The organism is uncultured Aquitalea sp., assembly GCF_945957525.1.
Classification (GTDB): Bacteria; Pseudomonadota; Gammaproteobacteria; order Burkholderiales; family Chromobacteriaceae; genus Aquitalea.
In genome coordinates this window covers 249057-266766 of record NZ_CAMFLA010000001.1, presented here as the reverse complement: position 1 = coordinate 266766, position 17710 = coordinate 249057, and the positions used below count along the sequence as shown (strand labels likewise).

Annotated in this window: 20 protein-coding genes; 14 read left to right on the top strand and 6 right to left on the bottom strand. The window is 62.3% G+C overall.

Annotation, left to right across the window (positions count from 1 at the left end; all coding sequences use genetic code 11):
* Window positions 1–133 precede the first annotated feature (133 nt).
* The 3 genes from Q0P52_RS01400 to Q0P52_RS01390 form a co-directional block, all read right to left on the bottom strand.
* Window positions 134–1003 carry a septal ring lytic transglycosylase RlpA family protein gene (locus tag Q0P52_RS01400; protein ID WP_293759617.1) on the bottom strand — a complete coding sequence of 290 codons (870 nt, stop codon included), beginning with the start codon at window positions 1001–1003 and terminating at the stop codon, window positions 134–136.
* A gap of 163 nt (window positions 1004–1166) precedes the next feature.
* Window positions 1167–1631, bottom strand: coding sequence for a tRNA (cytidine(34)-2'-O)-methyltransferase (locus tag Q0P52_RS01395; protein ID WP_293759913.1), 465 nt, complete (start codon window positions 1629–1631; stop codon window positions 1167–1169).
* Window positions 1632–1671: 40 nt separating this feature from the next.
* Window positions 1672–2064, bottom strand: coding sequence for a phosphoribosyltransferase family protein (locus Q0P52_RS01390; protein ID WP_293759619.1), 393 nt, complete (start codon window positions 2062–2064; stop codon window positions 1672–1674).
* A gap of 447 nt (window positions 2065–2511) precedes the next feature.
* Here Q0P52_RS01390 and bioB point away from each other — a divergent pair, with 447 nt between their 5' ends.
* From bioB to Q0P52_RS01345, 9 genes are all read left to right on the top strand, one after another.
* Complete coding sequence (gene bioB / locus Q0P52_RS01385; RefSeq protein WP_293759621.1) at window positions 2512–3495, top strand: biotin synthase BioB; 984 nt, start codon at window positions 2512–2514, stop codon at window positions 3493–3495.
* A gap of 102 nt (window positions 3496–3597) precedes the next feature.
* Window positions 3598–4743, top strand: coding sequence for an 8-amino-7-oxononanoate synthase (gene bioF, locus Q0P52_RS01380; RefSeq protein WP_293759623.1), 1146 nt, complete (start codon window positions 3598–3600; stop codon window positions 4741–4743).
* 73 nt (window positions 4744–4816) lie between these two features.
* On the top strand, window positions 4817–7663 hold the full coding sequence (locus Q0P52_RS01375; protein ID WP_293759625.1) for an EAL domain-containing protein: 2847 nt from the start codon (window positions 4817–4819) through the stop codon (window positions 7661–7663).
* Window positions 7653–8288 carry a class I SAM-dependent methyltransferase gene (locus tag Q0P52_RS01370; RefSeq protein ID WP_293759627.1) on the top strand — a complete coding sequence of 212 codons (636 nt, stop codon included), beginning with the start codon at window positions 7653–7655 and terminating at the stop codon, window positions 8286–8288. The genes Q0P52_RS01375 and Q0P52_RS01370 overlap by 11 nt, the downstream gene beginning before the upstream one ends.
* Before the next feature lie 6 nt (window positions 8289–8294).
* Window positions 8295–9059, top strand: a complete 765-nt coding sequence (gene bioH / locus Q0P52_RS01365) for a pimeloyl-ACP methyl ester esterase BioH (RefSeq protein WP_293759629.1) — start codon at window positions 8295–8297, stop codon at window positions 9057–9059.
* On the top strand, window positions 9056–9979 hold the full coding sequence (gene bioC, locus Q0P52_RS01360) for a malonyl-ACP O-methyltransferase BioC (protein ID WP_293759631.1): 924 nt from the start codon (window positions 9056–9058) through the stop codon (window positions 9977–9979). Before bioH ends, bioC begins: the two co-directional genes overlap by 4 nt.
* A complete protein-coding gene (locus tag Q0P52_RS01355; RefSeq protein WP_293759633.1) occupies window positions 9972–10505 on the top strand; it encodes a GNAT family N-acetyltransferase in 534 nt (177 codons plus the stop codon). Before bioC ends, Q0P52_RS01355 begins: the two co-directional genes overlap by 8 nt.
* A gap of 58 nt (window positions 10506–10563) precedes the next feature.
* A complete protein-coding gene (locus Q0P52_RS01350) occupies window positions 10564–11463 on the top strand; it encodes a patatin-like phospholipase family protein (RefSeq protein ID WP_293759635.1) in 900 nt (299 codons plus the stop codon).
* A gap of 87 nt (window positions 11464–11550) precedes the next feature.
* A complete protein-coding gene (locus Q0P52_RS01345) occupies window positions 11551–12207 on the top strand; it encodes a glutathione S-transferase family protein (protein ID WP_293759637.1) in 657 nt (218 codons plus the stop codon).
* Between the two features lie 22 nt (window positions 12208–12229).
* Here the strand turns inward: Q0P52_RS01345 and dinB are convergent, their stop codons facing one another.
* The 3 genes from dinB to Q0P52_RS01330 form a co-directional block, all read right to left on the bottom strand.
* Window positions 12230–13312, bottom strand: coding sequence for a DNA polymerase IV (gene dinB, locus Q0P52_RS01340; RefSeq protein ID WP_293759639.1), 1083 nt, complete (start codon window positions 13310–13312; stop codon window positions 12230–12232).
* An 8-nt stretch (window positions 13313–13320) separates the two neighbouring features.
* Window positions 13321–13635, bottom strand: coding sequence for a SelT/SelW/SelH family protein (locus Q0P52_RS01335; RefSeq protein ID WP_293759641.1), 315 nt, complete (start codon window positions 13633–13635; stop codon window positions 13321–13323).
* Window positions 13636–13974: 339 nt separating this feature from the next.
* The gene (locus Q0P52_RS01330) at window positions 13975–14421 is read right to left on the bottom strand and encodes a copper chaperone PCu(A)C (RefSeq protein WP_293759643.1); all 447 of its coding nucleotides are present in this window, start codon (window positions 14419–14421) and stop codon (window positions 13975–13977) included.
* 188 nt (window positions 14422–14609) lie between these two features.
* On the opposite strand from Q0P52_RS01330, the gene Q0P52_RS01325 reads away from it, so the two are divergent.
* The 5 genes from Q0P52_RS01325 to Q0P52_RS01305 all read left to right on the top strand — a co-directional run bounded on the left by Q0P52_RS01325 (window position 14610) and on the right by Q0P52_RS01305 (window position 17638).
* Window positions 14610–15254 (top strand): MarC family NAAT transporter, encoded by a 645-nt coding sequence (locus Q0P52_RS01325; RefSeq protein WP_293759645.1) that lies wholly within the window; start codon window positions 14610–14612, stop codon window positions 15252–15254.
* A gap of 74 nt (window positions 15255–15328) precedes the next feature.
* Entirely contained in the window at window positions 15329–16171 is an 843-nt protein-coding gene (locus Q0P52_RS01320) for an AraC family transcriptional regulator (protein ID WP_293759647.1), read from the top strand.
* Between the two features lie 54 nt (window positions 16172–16225).
* Window positions 16226–16624 (top strand): GFA family protein, encoded by a 399-nt coding sequence (locus tag Q0P52_RS01315; protein WP_293759649.1) that lies wholly within the window; start codon window positions 16226–16228, stop codon window positions 16622–16624.
* Entirely contained in the window at window positions 16621–17331 is a 711-nt protein-coding gene (locus Q0P52_RS01310; RefSeq protein ID WP_293759651.1) for an AzlC family ABC transporter permease, read from the top strand. The genes Q0P52_RS01315 and Q0P52_RS01310 overlap by 4 nt, the downstream gene beginning before the upstream one ends.
* Window positions 17324–17638, top strand: coding sequence for an AzlD domain-containing protein (locus Q0P52_RS01305; RefSeq protein WP_293759653.1), 315 nt, complete (start codon window positions 17324–17326; stop codon window positions 17636–17638). The genes Q0P52_RS01310 and Q0P52_RS01305 overlap by 8 nt, the downstream gene beginning before the upstream one ends.
* Window positions 17639–17710: the final 72 nt, after the last annotated feature.

The window sequence follows — 17710 nt, the reverse complement described above, 5'->3', positions numbered from 1 at the left end:
AAGGCCTTGTCCCCGGTACGTTTGTACCGGGGTTTTTTACGTCCGCCGTTTGAGTGTCATGTTGTTGAAAATCGAGGACGTAAAAAAAGCGAAGGCATCGCCTTCGCTTTTCTCGTAAAGAACCGGCTTTTGCTCAGTTCTTCATCACCACGTACTCCACTTTCAGGCTCTCTGCGGCTTTGCGTACCGCATCGTCGCTGGGGAAGGGCCCCAGGCGGACTTTATAGTTGCCTTGCTGGTTGATGATGCCAAGTTTGGAGTCGTAACGATCATCCATGTCGTCCAGCATCTTCTTCAACAAGGCCTCGGCGTTGGCCAGCTTGTTGAAAGAACCCAGTTGCAGGTATTTCGGGTTGTCTTCCGCCTTCATGTCGGCGTTGATCGGCGCCGTGGCGACGTTTTCGCCGCCGGCCATCGGCCAGACGCGCTCAATGCTGACCTTGGCGCTGCCCTGTTTGACAAAGCCCAGCTTGTAGGCCGCCGCATAGGACAGGTCCATGCTGCGATTCTTGTGGAACGGGCCTCGGTCATTGATGCGCACCACCACGCTCTTACCGTTGGACAAATTGGTCACCCGGGCATAGCTCGGGATCGGCAACGTCGGGTGGGCGGCGGTCATGGCGAACATGTCGTACTTCTCGCCCGAGGTGGTCTTGCGACCATGAAACTGCTTGCCGTACCAGGACGCCTTGCCTTCCGCCTTGTAAGGCTTCTCGCTGGTGTCGGGGCGATAACTCATGCCCAGCGCCGAGTAGGGCAGATTGGCCGACTTGATCAGCGGTTCTTCCTGCGGTACGGCGTCCGGAACCAGATTCAGGTTGACCGGGATGTGGTTGGCCGGGCCGTCATTCTGAAAGTAGGCGCCGTTGCTGCTGGCGACCGTGGGTTTCTTCGTCGGCTTGGCCGACGCTTGACTGTTGGCGCTGGCGGTCTTCACGGTGGAACAGGCCACTAGCACAAGACTGACAAATACAAGCCACAGCCAGCGGAGTACTGGTTTCATAGAGCTCCCTTATGCTGTTGGGCATATCGCTGCTGCCTGTCCTGCCCGTCTTCGGGGAACCCTGATTCCGCGTTGTGCGGAGAAATCGGGTCAGGACCGGTTGCCGCAGTACTGCATGCGGCGGCGAATGCCCGGTTGTGTTGGCCGGCTTGTGAGCTGCGTATCAGCCTCCTCCTTCAAATCCGATCTGTCGCCAGGCCTCGAACACCATCACCGCGACGGCGTTGGAGAGGTTCATGCTTCGCGACTCGGGACGCATGGGCAAACGAATCCTCTGTGATGGGGAAAAATCCTCCAGCACTTCTGGCGGCAAGCCGCGGGATTCGGGACCGAACAGCAAAACGTCCCCGGATTGGAAAGAAATCTGGTCGTGGCGCGTGGCGCCCTTGGTGGTTGCAGCGAAAATCCGCCGTCCTTGCAGGGCCTGCCGGCAGGCGGCCCAGTTTTCGTGGACAACGATTCGGGCGTACTCGTGGTAGTCGAGCCCGGCACGTCGCAACTTGGCGTCTTCCAAGGGAAAACCCATTGGTTTGACCAGATGCAGTTCACAGCCGGTGTTGGCACATAAACGAATCACATTGCCCGTATTGGGCGGGATTTCCGGCTGAAAAAGAACAACAGTGAACATCGTTGGCAGGCTGGATTGTTCCAAAGAATCAAAATCTTGGTCAAGTTTTTGAAAAGGATGCTCTTGCGAGCACCCACGCATCGACCCTTTTTGCCCCCTGTTTTTTGAGGATTTCGGCCAGTGCGGAAAGGGTCGCTCCACTGGTGGCGACGTCGTCGACAATGGCGACGGAAAGCCCGTCAATCCGTTGTTTTACGCCAAATGCATTCTTCAGGTTTCGCAGCCTTTCGCGGCGGTTGAGCGAGGCCTGCGGCAGGGTGTTGCGTTTTCGCCAACACAGTGTGGCGGAAAAGCGGCTTTGCATTGTATCAGCGATCGCTTGGGCCAGTGCGTCGGATTGATTGAATCCACGCTCTGCAAGTCTTTCATTTGCCAAGGGAACAGGTAGCACAATATCGCTGTAAAGCCCGGTTTCTCGGCAGAAATCAGTCATTAGTCTGGCAAGGACTCCCCCTGTCTCCAGTCGTTTTCCGTATTTGTATCCATAAATTATTTCGCTCAGGGGGTAGCCAAAACGGTATGGAACGTGTAGTGCGTCAAAAGCGGGTGGCCGATGTTGGCAGCGACCGCAGATTACCCTTGTCGATGTTGGTTCCGCGCAGATCGGGCAGTTGGGTCCAACTAATCGCGGCAGGTCTCTGCGGCAGCCATCGCAGAGACCGAAATAGCAGTTTTGTGCTTTGCACAACAAACAGTTCTGTTTAAATATTGAGCACTTGTCAACTAATGCCATATTGAGATTTGACAGCATGGGAGTGGGCCTGCAAGATGCGGAGCAACTACTGTCAGGCAGCCTGTTTTGGCCGCCAATTGTCCTTTATCCCGCTGTGCGGTCGTTGTTTCCGATCGGCCGCTGGAAATCTCCCTGCCAGGTCACGTCATGAGCACGCAAACCATTCAGTTTTCCCGCCCCGCCACCCTCCATCCCGAGTCCGCCGACTGGTCCGTAGCAGATATTGAGGCCCTGCTGGGACTGCCGTTCATGGAGTTGGTGTTTCGCGCGGCGGAAATCCATCGCCAGTTTTTTGATCCGACCAAGGTGCAGCTGTCGACGCTGATCTCCATCAAGACCGGAGGCTGTCCGGAGGACTGCGGCTACTGCCCGCAGTCGGTGCATCACGACACGCCGGTGGAGAACCAGCCGATGATGACGGTGGACGAGGTGATCGGCGCAGCCCGCATCGCCAAGGCAAACGGGGCCGGCCGCTTTTGCATGGGCGCGGCCTGGCGCGGTCCGAAAGACGCCGATCTGGAACAGACGCTGCGCATGGTGAGCGAGGTGAAGGCATTGGGTCTGGAAACTTGCGCCACTTTTGGTTTGCTGAAGGACGGGCAGGCGGAAAAACTCAAGGATGCCGGCCTCGACTATTACAATCACAATTTGGACACCGCGCCGGAAAAGTATGGCGACATCATCCAGACACGCGAGTATGAAGACCGCCTGGACACGCTGGGCAAGGTGCGCCAGGCCGGGTTGTCGGTTTGTTGCGGCGGCATCGTCGGCATGAATGAAACGCGCACGGATCGCGCCGGCCTCATTGCGCAGCTGGCCAATCTGGCGCCGCAGCCGGAGTCGGTGCCGATCAATAACCTGGTGAAGGTGGGTGGTACGCCGCTGGAAGGCGCCGAGCCGATTGACTGGACTGAATTCGTCCGCACCATCGCCGTCGCCCGCATCACCATGCCCAAGAGCTATGTCCGTCTTTCCGCCGGCCGCCGCGAGATGCCGGAAGCCATGCAGGCGCTGTGTTTCCTGGCCGGCGCCAACTCCATTTTCTATGGAGACAAACTGTTGACCACCGGTAATCCTGATGTGGACGCCGATCGCCAATTGATGGAAAAACTGGACCTCTCGCCGCTCTGAAATCCCTGTTTTGCGGGTTGGCCGAAGCCGGTTCAAAAAAATGTATATATAAGGAATGATTTTTCGCCTTTTCGACCAACCTCGCTTCCCGGAAAAAAATCAATGCGTCATCAGGACATCGCCGCCGCGCTGCAGGATTTGCGTGATCGGCATCGCTACCGCCAGCGCCATCTGCTGGAGACTCCGCAAGGGGTCGACATTGTGGTGGACGGCAAGCCTTATGTCGGTTTTGCCAGCAACGACTATCTGGGCCTGGCCAACCATCCTCGGCTGGTGGGTGCGGTGAGGGACGCGCTGGAAAAATGGGGGCTGGGCGGCGGCGCTTCGCATCTGGTGGCCGGGCACTTTGCCCTGCACGAGGAAGCCGAGGCGGCGTTGGCCGATTTTGTCGGCATGCCGGCCGCGCTGATGTTCGGTTCTGGTTACGCCGCCAATCAGGCGGTGATCACCAGTCTGGTGGGGCGTGGCGATGCCGTGTTTGCCGACCGTCTCAACCACGCCTCGCTCAACGACGCCTGTTTGCTGTCACGGGCAGAGTTTCGCCGGTTTCGTCACAATGACCTCGAACAGCTTGAACATTTGCTGGCTACCACGCCGGCACGCACTCGCCTGATTGCCGTGGATGCGGTGTACAGCATGGATGGCGATGAAGCGCCATTAAAGAAATTGCAGGAACTGGCCGATAAATATGATTCGTGGCTTTACATCGATGATGCGCACGGATTCGGAGTATTGGGCGAGGGGCGGGGTTCCGCAACCGAGCAAGGCTTGCATGGCGAACGGCTGATCTATATGGCCACGCTGGGCAAGGCTGCGGGCGTGGCCGGCGCTTTTGTCGCCGGCAGCGCCGCGCTGGTGGCGTGGTTGGTGAATGTGGCGAGAAGCTATATCTTCACTACCGCCCAACCGCCGGCGCTGGCTGCCGGCGTGCTGGCCAGTTTGCAAGTGATGCGGGAGGAGACCTGGCGACGCCAGGCGCTGGCGGATCGCATCGCCCAGGCAAGGCGAGGGTTGGCCGAAGGACGTTTCCGGCTAGCCCCTTCCCGTACACCGATACAGCCCATTATCATAGGCTGCGACGAGCAGGCGATGTCGCTTGCCGCAAGGTTGAAGGAGCAGGGGTTCTGGGTGCCAGCCATCCGCCCGCCCACGGTGCCGGAGGGGACGGCCCGTCTGCGCCTTGCCTTGTCGGCGGCTCACGGTGAAGAACAGCTGGAGAGAGTGCTGAGCGCCGTGTTGGCGGCATGACGATTCACGGGGGAATCGTGTCCTGTTCGTGGCATGACCGGACTTTCCGGACAACTCATACTACGATAATGACATGAAGAGTACGGCTGATTACCTGTCCACCCAGCAGGAGGCCGCCAGCATTGCCTTGGCCCTGTTGCAACAACAGGGCGAACCTGCCGCCGCCGCAGTCTGGGGCTTGGTGGGTTCCGTATGGCAAAGGCTGGCCGCCGTTGGGGCGGCAGACACTCTGACAACGGCTGAGGCGTTGTCGGCTGGGCGCTTGCCAGGGCCTGATGGCGGAGCCACGCCTTTGACGGCGCAGGACGAAGTCATCGGCTGGCTGGTATGGCGGGGCAGGCGGCCGGACAATCTTCCCGCCGTGGCGGCACTGCTGGCCGGGCATTTGCAAAGCGCCCGCCTGCTGTCCACGCAGGCCGAGTCGCGCGTCATTCACGACACCTTGCTGGAAATCAGCCAGTTGCCGGTGGAATGCACCTCGATGGAAAGCCTGCTGCCGCAGTTGCACCGGTTGCTGATGCGGTTGATGGACGCCAGCAATTTCTACATCGCCCTCTACGATGAGCAAACGACTTCGCTCACCTTTCCCTATTTTGCCGACCAGATCGACCCGACGCCGCCGCGTCCCGAGGACTTGATGGATGACGAGGCCAGTCAGCGGTCGTTGACGGGCTGGCTGATTCGCGGCGGTAAGCCGCTGGTCATGACGCGCGAGCGTCTACAGGAAGTGCAGGCGCTGGAAAACCTGGCCCCGCGGGGGCCGATGCCGGAACTCTGGATGGGCGTGCCTTTGCAAAATGCCAGCGGAGCCATCATCGGCGCGGCGGTATTGCAGTTCTACGCCAATCAGGCGCCTTGCACGTCGGCCGACCAGTCGCTGTTCCTGTTTGTCGCCCGCCATGTCGGCTATGCGCTCGACCGGGTGTTGTATCGCAGCCAGCTGGAGAGGCAGGTGTGGCAGCGCACTTGCGAGCTGGAGGGCATCAATGCCCGTTTGCGTTCGGAGATGGCGGAGCGCAAGCGCGCCGAACGGTTCCAGGATGTGCTGTTCCGCATAGCCGACCTCTCCAATACCAGCCTGTCGCTGGAAGCCTTTCTTGCCGGCCTGCACCGCCTGCTGGTGGAGATGGTACCGGCGCGCAATTGCCAGGTGGCCTTGTACAACATGACCACCGATCTGCTGAGCTTCCCCTACTGTGCGGACGAGCATGTCAGCTCGCCCAAGTCGCGCCGGCCCGGCAAGGGCTATGTCGAGCAGGTGCTGCATAGCGGCCGCCCCATGTTGGTGGACACCTATGCGGTGAACCCGAGCCTGCCGGAAGATGCTTATTTGCCGCAACCCAAGAGCTGGCTGGGCGTGCCGCTTTACTGCGGTCATGAGTTGCTGGGCGTGCTGTCTGTACAAAGTTATCAGCAAGAAGTCAGCTACAGCTTCCGCGACCAGGAAGTGCTGGAGTTTGTCGCCAACAACATCGGCACCGCGCTGGCGCGGGTGCGGGCCATGCAGGAGTTGCAGGACGCCTACGCCGAGCTGGAAGAGCGCGTTCGGGAGCGCACCAGCGAGCTGGATGCGGTCAATGCCCAGCTGGAATTCGACAGTTTGCACGACCCGCTAACCAAACTGCCCAATCGCACCTATTTTTCCAAGACCCTGCGTCGTGCCTGGGAGGGCTACCTCAACGGCAGCGGCGCGCGTTTCAGCGTCATCTTCATCGACCTGGACCGCTTCAAGCTGGTCAACGATACGCTGGGGCATCTGGCCGGCGACCATCTCTTGTTTGAGGCCGGCGCCCGCATCCGCGCCTGCTTGCGTCATTACGACTTTCTCGCCCGGTTGGGCGGCGATGAATTCGCTGTGTTGCTGTTTGGCACCGATACGCTGGAAGGCTGCGAAATGATTGCCCGCCGCATCGTCAGCGAGTTCGAACGGCCAGTGATCCTGGCCGGCCGCGAGGTGTTTTCCACCGCCAGCGTGGGCGTGGTGCTGGCTGACAAGGATCACTACGCCAAGGCCGATGAGCTACTGCGCGACGCCGACCACGCCATGTACTGCACCAAGCAGCAAGGGCGGCAGGGGTATACCGTGTTCAACCACCAGCTGCGCATCAATCAGGCGGATCAGCTGGCGCTGGAAACAGAACTGCGCCGCGCGCTGGAAGAAGAAGACCAGCTGCTACCGTACTTCCAGCCTTTCATCGATGCCCGAGACGGCCATCTGGTGGGCTTCGAAACCCTGGTGCGCTGGCGTCACCCGCAGCGTGGACTGATTTCGCCGGCCATGTTCCTGCCAATGGCGGAGGAGAGCGGCCTGATTACCCGGCTGGATCGCTACATGATCCAGGCGGCGTGCCGCCAGCTGCGCGCCTGGCTGGACGAGGCCAGGGTGGGGCCGGATATCACGCTGCACATCAACCTGTCTTCGGCCAACTTTCATGATCCGGAGCTGGTGACCTGGATGAGCGGCGTCATCGACGAGCACCGGCTGCCGCCGTCCACGTTGCATCTGGAAATCACCGAGAGCGCGCTGATTGATGTGCCGGATATCGCCGCCACCGTCATGCAGGCCCTGCACGAGCTGGGCGTGAAGCTGGCGCTGGACGATTTCGGCACCGGCTATTCCGCGTTGTCCTATCTGCACCGCTACCGCTTCGACGTGCTGAAGATCGACCAGTCCTTTGTGTTCGATGTGGACCGCAAGGAAGAGTCCGCCGCCATCGTGCGCGCCATTCTTGCGCTGGCGCAGGCGCTGGGACTGGACGTGGTGGCGGAAGGGGTGGAAACCGCTTCCCAGCTGCAGCGTCTGCAAGAGATGGGTTGCGGCAAGCTGCAGGGGTTCTACTTTGCCGCGCCCGCGCCGGCCGCCGCCATCGACTGGGAGCGCCTGGCCCGTTTTGTACAAGAGTTCCGCCATGCGGCGTGAGCTGGCCACCCGTTTCAACCGGTGGCGCTACAACCTCTACGCGCCGCTATACGACAAGCTGGCGCAGGGTTTCGCCGCGCGTCGCCGGCGCGCCATTGCGCTGCTCAACCCGCAGCCGGAGGATCAGGTGCTGATTGTCGGCGCGGGTACCGGGCTGGATCTGGATTTTCTGGTGCGCTGCCATCGCCTGACCGCGGTGGATGTATCCGAAGGCATGTTGCGCAGGTTGGCCGAACGCGCCCATGCGCTGGGTTTGCCGGTGGACGCGCGCGTGATGGATGCGCAGCGGCTGGAGCTGCCCGACAACAGCATGGACAAAGTGGTGCTGCATCTGATTCTGGCGGTGATCCCCGATCCGGTAGCCTGCCTGCGCGAGGTGGAGCGGGTGCTGAAACCGGGCGGCAAGGCGGTGGTGTTCGACAAATTCCTGCCGGATCGCGGTCGCGCCTCATTGCTGCGGGCTTCGGCCAACCTTGTGACCCGCGTGCTGGCCACCGACATCAACCGCCGACTGGGCGATATCCAGTCGGCCACGGCCTTGCTGCGCGATCATGAGGAAGAGGCCGGCTTTGGCGGTTTCTTTCGCATCGCGCTCTTGCGAAAGCCGCCTGCCTCCCCCATTTAACGGTCCATGAATCTGTTTGTCGAAAGCCGAGGCCATGGCCCGGATGTGGTGATGCTGCATGGCTGGGGCCTGCATGGCGGGGTGTTTTCCCGCGTGGCGGACCGTCTGGCCGAGCGCTTTTGCGTGCATCTGGTGGATTTGCCCGGTCATGGCGCATCCGACGCCATGACGCGCTTCGACGCCGATGCGGTGGCCGATCTCTTGGACAGTCATTTTCCTCTGCCGGTGCAGGTGGTGGGCTGGTCGCTGGGCGGTTTGATCGCCCAGCATTGGGCGGCCCGCCATCCCGACAAAGTGCGCAGCCTGTCGCTAGTGGCCACCAGCCCGCGCTTTGTGCGCGACGACAGCTGGCCGCATGCGCAGCAGCGCGCCGCCATCGAGGCGGTGGGCGCCAGCCTCGATACCGCGTTCGAGCAAACGCTGGAGCGCTTTCTCGCCTTGCAGATGATGGGCGCGCCGGCCGCCCGCGATACGGTGAAAGCCGTGCGTGAAGAGCTGTTTGCCCATGGTCGTCCGCAAGGTTTGCTGCCGGCGCTGGGCCTGTTGCTGGAGGCCGACGCCCGTGAACTGGCCGGCCGCATCAGCTGCCCCGTCGCGCTGTTTTTCGGCGTGCGCGACGCCATCACCCCCATCGGCGCCGGCCGCTGGCTGAACGAAGCCCTGCTGGACGCCGTATTGCATGAATTCCCTCAGGCTTCGCATGCTCCGTTCCTGTCGCATCAGGACGAGTTTCTCGCCAAGCTGACCCCGCATCTGGAAGCCTCCGCATGAGCGAAGCGTTTTATACCGACAAGTCGCGCGTGCGCGCCTCTTTTGAAAAGGCCGCTCGCAGCTACGACGCCGCCGCTGTGCTGCAACGCGAAGTATCCGACCGCATGGAAGAGCGGCTGGATTACATCAAGTTTCAGCCGCAAGTGATTCTGGATGCCGGTACCGGCACCGGCTACGGCGCGGCCAGGTTGCGCGCCCGCTATCCCGAGGCGCGCGTGGTGGAGCTGGATCTGGCCCAGGCCATGCTGCAAGCTTCGCGCGAACGTCAGCAGGCCGGAGACGGCCTGTTGAAAAAACTGTTCCGCCGCGAACCCTGGCAAGTGTGCGCCGATGTCGAGCGCCTGCCCTTGGCCGACAGCAGCGTGGACATGATCTGGTCCAACCTCACCATCCAGTGGGTCAACATTCCGGACAGCGTGTTCGCCGAATTCCGCCGCGTACTGAAGCCCGAAGGCATGCTGATGTTTTCCACCTTGGGTCCGGATACCCTGTTCGAGCTGCGCGAGGCTTTCAGCCACGCCGACGCCGCCACCCACGTCAATCAGTTCATCGACATGCACGATCTGGGCGATGCGCTGATGCGGGTGGGGTTTGCCGAACCGGTGATGGACATGGAAAAGATCGTCATGACCTATCCAGGCGCGCGCGAAGTGATGAAAGACCTGAAGGCCATTGGCGCGCACAACGCCACTGCCGGGCGCGGTCGCGGCCTGATGGGCAAGCAGGCCTGGCGCAAGGTGGAGCAGGCTTACGAAGCGCGCCGCCGCGACAATGCGCTGCCCGCCACTTACGAAGTGGTATACGGCCATGCCTGGAAGGGCAAGGACGAACGCAAGGGCAAGACCTTGGCCGATGGTCGTCAGGTGATCGAATTCCACAAACCGGGCAGCTGGCCGGGCGGCAAGCCGGGCCATGACTGAACCCCGGTTGCGACTGGCCGGCAAGGCCGATGCCGACAGCTTGTCGGCGCTGGCGACGCTGGTGTGGTTGCACACTTACGCTCTTGACGGCATGCGCCCTGCACTGGCCCGTTATGTGGCGACCGGGCTCAACGCCGCAGCATTTCGGCAAGTGTTGAGCGATCCCTCGCGGCAGCTGTGGGTACTGGAGCGCAACGGCCACTTGCTGGCTTACGCCCAGCTGCGCTGGCAGGCTGCCGCGCACAATGTGCCGGAAACCCGCGCGGAGCTGGAAACCCTGTACGTGATGCCGCGCTTTGCCGGCCAAGGTTTCGGCCGACGTCTGTTGCAGGCCGCCCTGGCCGCGGCGCGCGAGCATGGCGAGGGCGGATTGTGGCTGACGGTGTATGCCGGCAATGCGCCTGCCCTGGCTTTTTATCAGAGCATGGGGCTGCAGGACCGGGGCGAAGCCTGGTTCGAGATGGAGGGTGAACGCCACGCCAACCGCCTGTTGTTCCTGCCTGCGCTATCATCGGGGAACCCATGACGGCTTGCGCCATCGAATGGGCTTCCTTTTCCGTTTTCACACGAACCTTCCGCCTATCATGATTACCTTGCTGCGTCGCGCCCTTCCCGTGGCCCTGCTGTCGATGCTGGCCGCTTGCAATATCAATCCCCCCAAACCCGTCGAACCTCCCAAACCGCTTGCCAAGCCGAAGATTGCGCTGGCGCTGGGCGGCGGCGCGGCCAAGGGTTTCGCCCATATCGGCGTCATCAAAATGCTGGAAGCCAACGGCATCGTGCCCGACATCATCACCGGCACCAGCGCCGGCAGCGTGGTGGGCAGCCTGTACGCGTCCGGACTCAACGGCATGCAATTGCAGAGCAAGGCCATGCAGCTGGATGAGGGCGAGCTGACTGACTGGACCCTGTCCACCAAGGGTTTCCTCAAGGGCGAAAAGCTGGCCGCCTATATCAATAACCAGGTGGGCAACCGCCCCATCGAAAAATTGCCGCGCCAGCTGGGTATTGTCGCCACCGAGCTGGATAGTGGGCAGAAGATCGTGTTCCGCGTCGGCAATACCGGCCAGGCGGTGCGCGCTTCCGCCAGCATTCCCAATGTGTTCCTGCCGGTGCAGATTGGCAACAAGCGCTATGTGGACGGCGGGCTGGTGAGCCCGGTGCCGGTATCGGCGGCGCGCGAAATGGGCGCGGACTTTGTCATTGCGGTGGATATCTCCGCCAAACCCAAGCCGGGCAAGGCTACCGGGTTGTTTTCCATGCTGGACCAAAGCCTCAACATCATGAGCAGCGCGGCGCTGAGCAATGAGTTGAAGCAGGCCGATGTGGTCATCCGCCCACAGGTGCTCAGCATCGGCTCGGCCGATTTCGCGGCTCGCCACGAGGCGGTGCTGGAAGGCGAGAAGGCCACGCAGCAGATGATGGCGCAGATTCGCGCTCGCCTGCAGCAAAAGGCGCTGGCCATGAACAACCCGGCCAAGTAGTGCATAATGCAGGCGGCGCGGCCAGTAGCCCGCCGCCCTGGGCCGCGTGAGCCGCGGCCGTCATATTGTCAGCCAGGAGATGCCCGCATGATCACGCTGTATGGCGTTCCGTTTTCCGCCTATTGCAACAAGGTGAAGATCGCTCTGATCGAAAAGGGCGTGAACTTTCAGGAAGTGCCGACCCGTCCCTCGCAAGAGCCGGCCATGCTGGAAAAGAGCCCGATGGGCAAGATTCCCTTTGTCGATATCAACGGTCATTGGCTGACCGAGTCCACGGTTATCCTGGAATGGCTGGAAGACGCCTATCCCACCGCCGCCCTGTTGCCGCCCAGCCCTAATGGCCGAGCGCATGCCCGCGAGCTGTCCACCATGATCGACCAGTACCTGATGCCGGCGGCGGGCCCTTTGTACCGTCACCGCGTGTTCGGCGCACCGCTGGACGACGCGGGCCGGCAAGCGGCTCGCGCCGCAGTGGAAAAGGTGCTGCTGGCCTTGTCTCGTCTGGTGAAGTACGGCCCCTGGCTGGCTGGCGAGGATTTCAGCTACGCCGATATTTCAGCCGCCAGCGTGCTGCCCATTGTGGCCTACGCCACGCGTGAAGTGCTGGATGAAGACCTCACCACGGTATTGCCGGGTATTGAAGAGTATCTGCTGAAATTGGGGCAGCGTCCCAGCGTGGCCAAGACCTGGGCCGACTGGCAGACGGCGTTGGACGCGTGGTTCGCCAACCAGCAAAAAGCCTGATTGCCCTTGCCGCGGCCGGCGTTTAGCCGGCCGCGCCCGCTTCCGACGGGCCGAACAGCGTAAGCTGGGTCGGCCCGTCCTCGTCTTCGGCCAACCTGACACCCACTCCCACCAGTCGCACCGGTTTGCCGGCGCGCCGCCAGGCAATGCCCAGCAAGTCGGCGAAGCCGGTGGCGGACAGGCGCAAGCCGGTTTGTTCCACCGTGGTCTGGCTGAAATCGGCAAACTTCAATTTGACCGACAGGCCGCGAAAGGGCGGGCTGCCGGCGCGTTCCAGCCTGGCCTGCAGGCGTTGCACCAGTTCCGGCAGCTTGTTCATGCAGGCGGCGAGATCGGGCAGGTCTTGCGGATAGGTTTCTTCCACACTGACAGATTTGCGCTGGCGGTCTGTTGACACTGGGCGGTGGTCTTCGCCGCGGGCGAGGTCGTACAAGCGTTCGCCGAAGCGGCCGAAATGGCGCAACAAGTCGGCGCGATCCCAGCCGCGCAAATCGCCACAGGTGTGGATGCCCAGCTCTTTCAGATGCGCGGCCGTCACACGGCCCACGCCGTGCACTTTTTCCACCGGCAGCACGGCGACAAAGGCGTCCACGTCGCGCGGACGAATGAGGAACTGGCCATCGGGCTTGTTCCAGTCGCTGGCCACTTTGGCCAGAAACTTGTTGGGGGCAATGCCGGCCGAGGCGGTGATGCCCACTTCTTCGCGGATTTGCCGGCGTATGGCCTCCGCCATCAGCGTGGCGCTGCCCTGTTCATGCGGTTGTCCGCTGACATCTAGGTAAGCCTCATCCAGCGATAGCGGTTCAATCAGGTCGGTGTAGCGCTCATAAATACCCATGATGGCCTGGCTGGCCTCGCGGTAGCGTCGCATGTCCGGCGGCAAAATGCGCAAGGCTGGGCACAGGCGCAGCGCGCGCGCGGAGGACATGGCGCTGTGCACGCCGTAGCGGCGGGCCAGATAGTTGCAGGTGGAGATGACGCCGCGCGAATCCGGCCGCCCGCCCACGGCCAGCGGAATGTCGCGCAGCTCGGGGTTGTCGCGCATTTCGATGGCGGCGTAAAAGCAGTCGCAATCGACATGGATGATCTTGCGAGGCGGCTTCACGGCCTTGTTCAGCCTGCGGGGCGGTCGCTGTGACCCAGCGCCTTGTCCGGCGCAACCAGGTCGCGCACTCGCTGCTTCAGCTCCTTGATGTCCGGAAAGCCGCCATCGGCCTTGCGGTCCCATAGCGTGTCGCCGTTCAGCGTAATGCGGAATACACCGCCGGTGCCGGGGCGCAGCGCCACTTCGGCCAACTCTTTTTCAAAGGTGGTGAGCAGTTCCTGCGCCATCCAGGCGGCGCGCAGCAGCCAGCGGCAGCCGGTGCAGTATTCGATGGCAAGGGCAGCTTGCGGGCAATCAGGAGAGGTAAACGTGGTGACTTGCATAGCAGGTTGCACAGTGAATTTCACAACCTGAAAGGATAACGCAGAATGGGAAAAAATCCGCCGGGCCCCGATGTCGCTGTGCTTGTTTTACAGGCTTCGCTAGGAAGCCCGCTCCTCCATCGTGTTGACTCTTTTAGTGCAGACTTGGCGCGTATTCAGGCAGGGTTGCCGGCGGATCGAGTAGTACTCCATTCCCGTCGTGCAGTGTGCCCAAGCGGATGACGCTGGTAAAGCGAATACTCTAGTCTCGCCCTCATGCTGCAATGCACGATGTCACATTGTCGCAACGCGGACGCAAGAAAGGCCCGCTATGCGGGCCTTTCGATACGGTGATCAGGTTTAGTGGCTGGCCGCGCCGTCTTCCACCTGTACGTCCACCGTGACGCTGCCGGCCTTGGCAAATTTCAGTGTCAGCGGGAAGCGGTCGCCGGCCTTCAGCGGCTGTTTCAGGCCCATCAGCATGATGTGGTAGCCGCCGGGGGCGAATTTGACGGTGGTGCCGGGGGCCACGGCTACGCCGTCGGTGACTTCGCGCATGCGCATCACGCCGTTGTCGTTGATGTGAGTGTGGATTTCCGCCTTCTCGGCGCGCGGGGTGCTGGCGGACAACAGGGTGTCGGCGTCCTTGCCGGTGTTGCGGATGCTGAAGAAGGCCGCGCCGCTGGGGCTGGCTTCAGGCATGGCGCGGCTCCATGGGTGGCCCAGTTCGAGCGGGCCGAGTTTGAAACTGTGCGCGGCAACGCTGAAGGACAACAACAAACCGGCGATCAGGGCCAGATAACGCATGATGATTCTCTCCGAAAACAGGTGGGCCCAACGCTATCACAGGGGCGGGTGGGAGTGCTGCGACATTTTGCCGCAGGCGGATGTTCCCGATGCGACATGCTTTGTCCCGCGGGGGCTGCGGCGTGCTGACGCCGGGGTGGGGGCGGCTTACAATCGCTCGCTTGCCCGTCATTGTCAGGCGCGATGCCATGCTTGAAACCCTGTCCCTGAAATTTTTGTTCGGCGGTCTGCTCAGTCTGATCACCATCACCAACCCGCTGTCCAAGATTCCGCTGTTCGTCACGCTGACTCAGGAGATGAACGATCGCGGCCGCGCCAACCAGGCGCGACGGGCCTGCGTATACGCCGCCGCCATCATGGTGGTGAGCCTGCTGGCCGGCAACCTCATCATGGCTGCCTTCGGCATTTCCTACGGCGCCTTGCGCATTGCCGGCGGTTTCGTGGTGGCGGTGCTGGGCTATCGCATGTTGTTCCTCACCCAAGACCCGGGTATGGCACCGCGTCCGGCCGGGCGCGAAGACTATGCGTTCTTTCCTCTGGCCATGCCCGGCATCAGCGGGCCGGGCACCATTGCCGTGGTGATTGGCATCTCAACTGAAATCGCCGAGCTGTCCGGCTGGCAGGCCAAGACCATGGCCTTTGGCATGACCTTCGTCGCCATTGCCGGTACTTGCCTTGCCATGTGGCTGGTGCTGCATTCCTCGGCGCTGATTTCACAACGGCTGGGCCGCAGCGGTCGGGAAGTAGCCACCCGGCTGATGGGTTTCCTGCTGATCTGTGTTGGCGTGCAGTTTGTGGGTTCCGGCATTCGCACCTTTATGGCCGGCTCCTGAGGCGGCAAGATCGTTCAAGTTTTCCGCGGCGGGCTGTGACAGAATGGAAAACGCCCTTTTCCGGTTTCTCTGCCATGGCCTCCCGTGAATACGCCCGTTTCTTTCGCGCTGACGATCTCGCTCCGCTGGAGTGCCTGGACGCCTTTTATCACAGCCAGACCTTCGCTCCGCATTTTCACGAAGAGTATGTCGTCAATGCGCTGACGACCGGCGCGCAGTCCTATCGCCATCGCGGCGGCCAGCATGTGGCCGGCGTGGGCGCGCTGGTGCTGATCAATCCGGGCGAGGTGCACACGGGGGAGTGCGCGCATCAGCAAGGCTGGGCCTATCGCGGTTTTTATCCTGCCGCGTCGCTGATGACCGGTTTGGCCGAAGACATCAGCGGCCGTCGCGGCGCGATCCCTTTCTTTCGGCAAACCGTGGTGCAGGACCCGCAACTGGCGCTCGAGCTGGATCGCCTGCATTGCCTGCTGCGCGACAGCGCGGATGCCTTGCTGCGAGAAAGCGCGTTGCAGGCGGTGTTCGCCAGCGTGGTGCAGCGACACATGCAAGTGCGCGAGCGGGAGGCGGCATCGGCGCGGCCGGGGATCGAGCGGGCGCGGCAACTGCTGAGCGACCGACTGGCCGACAATCTCTCGCTGCAGGCGCTGGCCGCCGAGGCCGGCTTGTCGCCTTGGCAGTTCAACCGGCAGTTTGCGCGGCAGTTCGGCCTGCCGCCGGTGGCCTGGCGCAATCAGTTGCGCATTGCGCGTGGCCGTCAGCTGCTGGGACTGGGGCGCTCGGCCGGCACGGTGGCGCAGGAGCTGGGCTTTGCCGACCAGGCGCATTTCACCCGTGCTTTCCGCCGTTCGCTGGGTGTGACGCCGGCGGCCTATCAGCGCGGGCTGGCCAGCAAGGCGCAATATCGTTCAAGCTGAACAGTTCGCCCGCGTGCTACTGTGGGTTTTTGCTTGTCTGCCGAGGATGTCCCCTTGCCTTATCATGGTTCCTGTCACTGCGGCGCGGTGCGCTTCCGGCTGGATGCCGAGCCGCTGGAGCTGACCACCTGCGACTGCTCGCTGTGCGTAAAAAAGAATGCGCTGATGACGCGCGTGCACGAAAGCGCATTGAGCGTGCTCTCCGGCGCGGAGGCGCTGAGCGAGTACCGCTGGAATACCGGCGCGGCTCGCCATTTCTTCTGCCGCCATTGCGGCGTTTATACTTTCCACCGCAAGCGGGCCATGCCCGACCACTACGGCGTCAACATTCACTGTCTGGATGATTTCGACCACAGCCGATTGCCGGTGCGCGCCACCTCGGGTGCGGACATGACGCTGAAAGCCGCCGGCGCGCGGGACTGCTGGCCTGGGCCGAGAGAGGAGAGCTTGTGAGCGAAGCACGCAACGCTTTCATCGAGGGCATGCGCGACACCATTCCCATGCTGGTGGGCGCTGCGCCGTTTGGCGTGATCTTCGGCACGCTGGCGGTGGGCGCGGGCTTGTCCTCTGCCGCCACGCTGGGCATGTCGCTGCTGGTGTTCGCCGGTTCGTCGCAGTTCATCGCTGTCAGTCTGATCGGGGCCGGTGCGGCGCTGCCGGTGATCTGGCTTACCACCTTCGTCGTCAATCTGCGCCATGCGCTTTATAGCGCCACGCTGCTGCCCTTTGCCCGCGACTGGTCGTTGCGCTGGCGCTGGCCGCTGGCGTTCTGGCTTACCGATGAAACCTTTGCCGTGGTGGAGCACCGTTTCCGCTCACGCGGCAGTGAGCTGGGCGAGTGTTACTGGCTGGCGTCCTCGCTAGCCATGTACGGCAACTGGTTGTTCTGGACACTGGTGGGCGTGCTGCTGGGCAAGAGCATTCCCGGCTTGGCCAATCTCGGGCTGGATTTCGCGATGGTGGCCACTTTTGCCGCCATCGTCGCGCCGCAATTGAAAAAACGTCCGGCACTGGGTGCCGCCTGCGCCGCCGGGCTTACCGCTTTGCTGGCGCGGGGCATGCCCTACAAGCTGGATCTGATGCTGGCCGCCGTAGTGGGCGTGGCGGCGGGCATGCTGCTGGAGCGCGCCCCTGGCCGCAAGGAGGCCGATCATGCATGAGTGGCTGGCAATTCTGGGCATGATGGCGGTGACGGTGGCCATTCGCGCCAGTTTCCTGGTCTTCGGCCAACGTCTGGCTTTTCCCGATTGGTTGAATCGCGCACTGCACTATGTGCCGGCGGCGGTGCTGTCGGCGCTGGTGGTGCCGATGGCCTTGGCCCCTGGCGGCACGCTGGATATCCGCCCGGGCAATCCCTGGCTGGTGGGCACGCTGGTGTCGCTGGCGGTGGCGTTCAAAACTGGCAAGACCTTGCTGGCCATCGTGGTGAGCTTTGTCGTTTACGGCGCGATGCGCTGGTTGCTATAAGGCGCGGCGGTCAGCAGCCAGAGTGGGGCTGGTAGTATTGTGGGCTGCTCTGATACATCTGCTTACACGCTG

Coding starts and splice junctions, on each gene's coding strand:
- Q0P52_RS01400 (WP_293759617.1), bottom strand. CDS start 1,003: ATGAAACCAGTACTCCGCTGGCTGTGGCTTGTATTTGTCAGTCTTGTG.
- Q0P52_RS01395 (WP_293759913.1), bottom strand. CDS start 1,631: ATGTTCACTGTTGTTCTTTTTCAGCCGGAAATCCCGCCCAATACGGGC.
- Q0P52_RS01390 (WP_293759619.1), bottom strand. CDS start 2,064: ATGACTGATTTCTGCCGAGAAACCGGGCTTTACAGCGATATTGTGCTA.
- bioB (WP_293759621.1), top strand. CDS start 2,512: ATGAGCACGCAAACCATTCAGTTTTCCCGCCCCGCCACCCTCCATCCC.
- bioF (WP_293759623.1), top strand. CDS start 3,598: ATGCGTCATCAGGACATCGCCGCCGCGCTGCAGGATTTGCGTGATCGG.
- Q0P52_RS01375 (WP_293759625.1), top strand. CDS start 4,817: ATGAAGAGTACGGCTGATTACCTGTCCACCCAGCAGGAGGCCGCCAGC.
- Q0P52_RS01370 (WP_293759627.1), top strand. CDS start 7,653: ATGCGGCGTGAGCTGGCCACCCGTTTCAACCGGTGGCGCTACAACCTC.
- bioH (WP_293759629.1), top strand. CDS start 8,295: ATGAATCTGTTTGTCGAAAGCCGAGGCCATGGCCCGGATGTGGTGATG.
- bioC (WP_293759631.1), top strand. CDS start 9,056: ATGAGCGAAGCGTTTTATACCGACAAGTCGCGCGTGCGCGCCTCTTTT.
- Q0P52_RS01355 (WP_293759633.1), top strand. CDS start 9,972: ATGACTGAACCCCGGTTGCGACTGGCCGGCAAGGCCGATGCCGACAGC.
- Q0P52_RS01350 (WP_293759635.1), top strand. CDS start 10,564: ATGATTACCTTGCTGCGTCGCGCCCTTCCCGTGGCCCTGCTGTCGATG.
- Q0P52_RS01345 (WP_293759637.1), top strand. CDS start 11,551: ATGATCACGCTGTATGGCGTTCCGTTTTCCGCCTATTGCAACAAGGTG.
- Q0P52_RS01335 (WP_293759641.1), bottom strand. CDS start 13,635: ATGCAAGTCACCACGTTTACCTCTCCTGATTGCCCGCAAGCTGCCCTT.
- Q0P52_RS01330 (WP_293759643.1), bottom strand. CDS start 14,421: ATGCGTTATCTGGCCCTGATCGCCGGTTTGTTGTTGTCCTTCAGCGTT.
- Q0P52_RS01325 (WP_293759645.1), top strand. CDS start 14,610: ATGCTTGAAACCCTGTCCCTGAAATTTTTGTTCGGCGGTCTGCTCAGT.
- Q0P52_RS01320 (WP_293759647.1), top strand. CDS start 15,329: ATGGCCTCCCGTGAATACGCCCGTTTCTTTCGCGCTGACGATCTCGCT.
- Q0P52_RS01305 (WP_293759653.1), top strand. CDS start 17,324: ATGCATGAGTGGCTGGCAATTCTGGGCATGATGGCGGTGACGGTGGCC.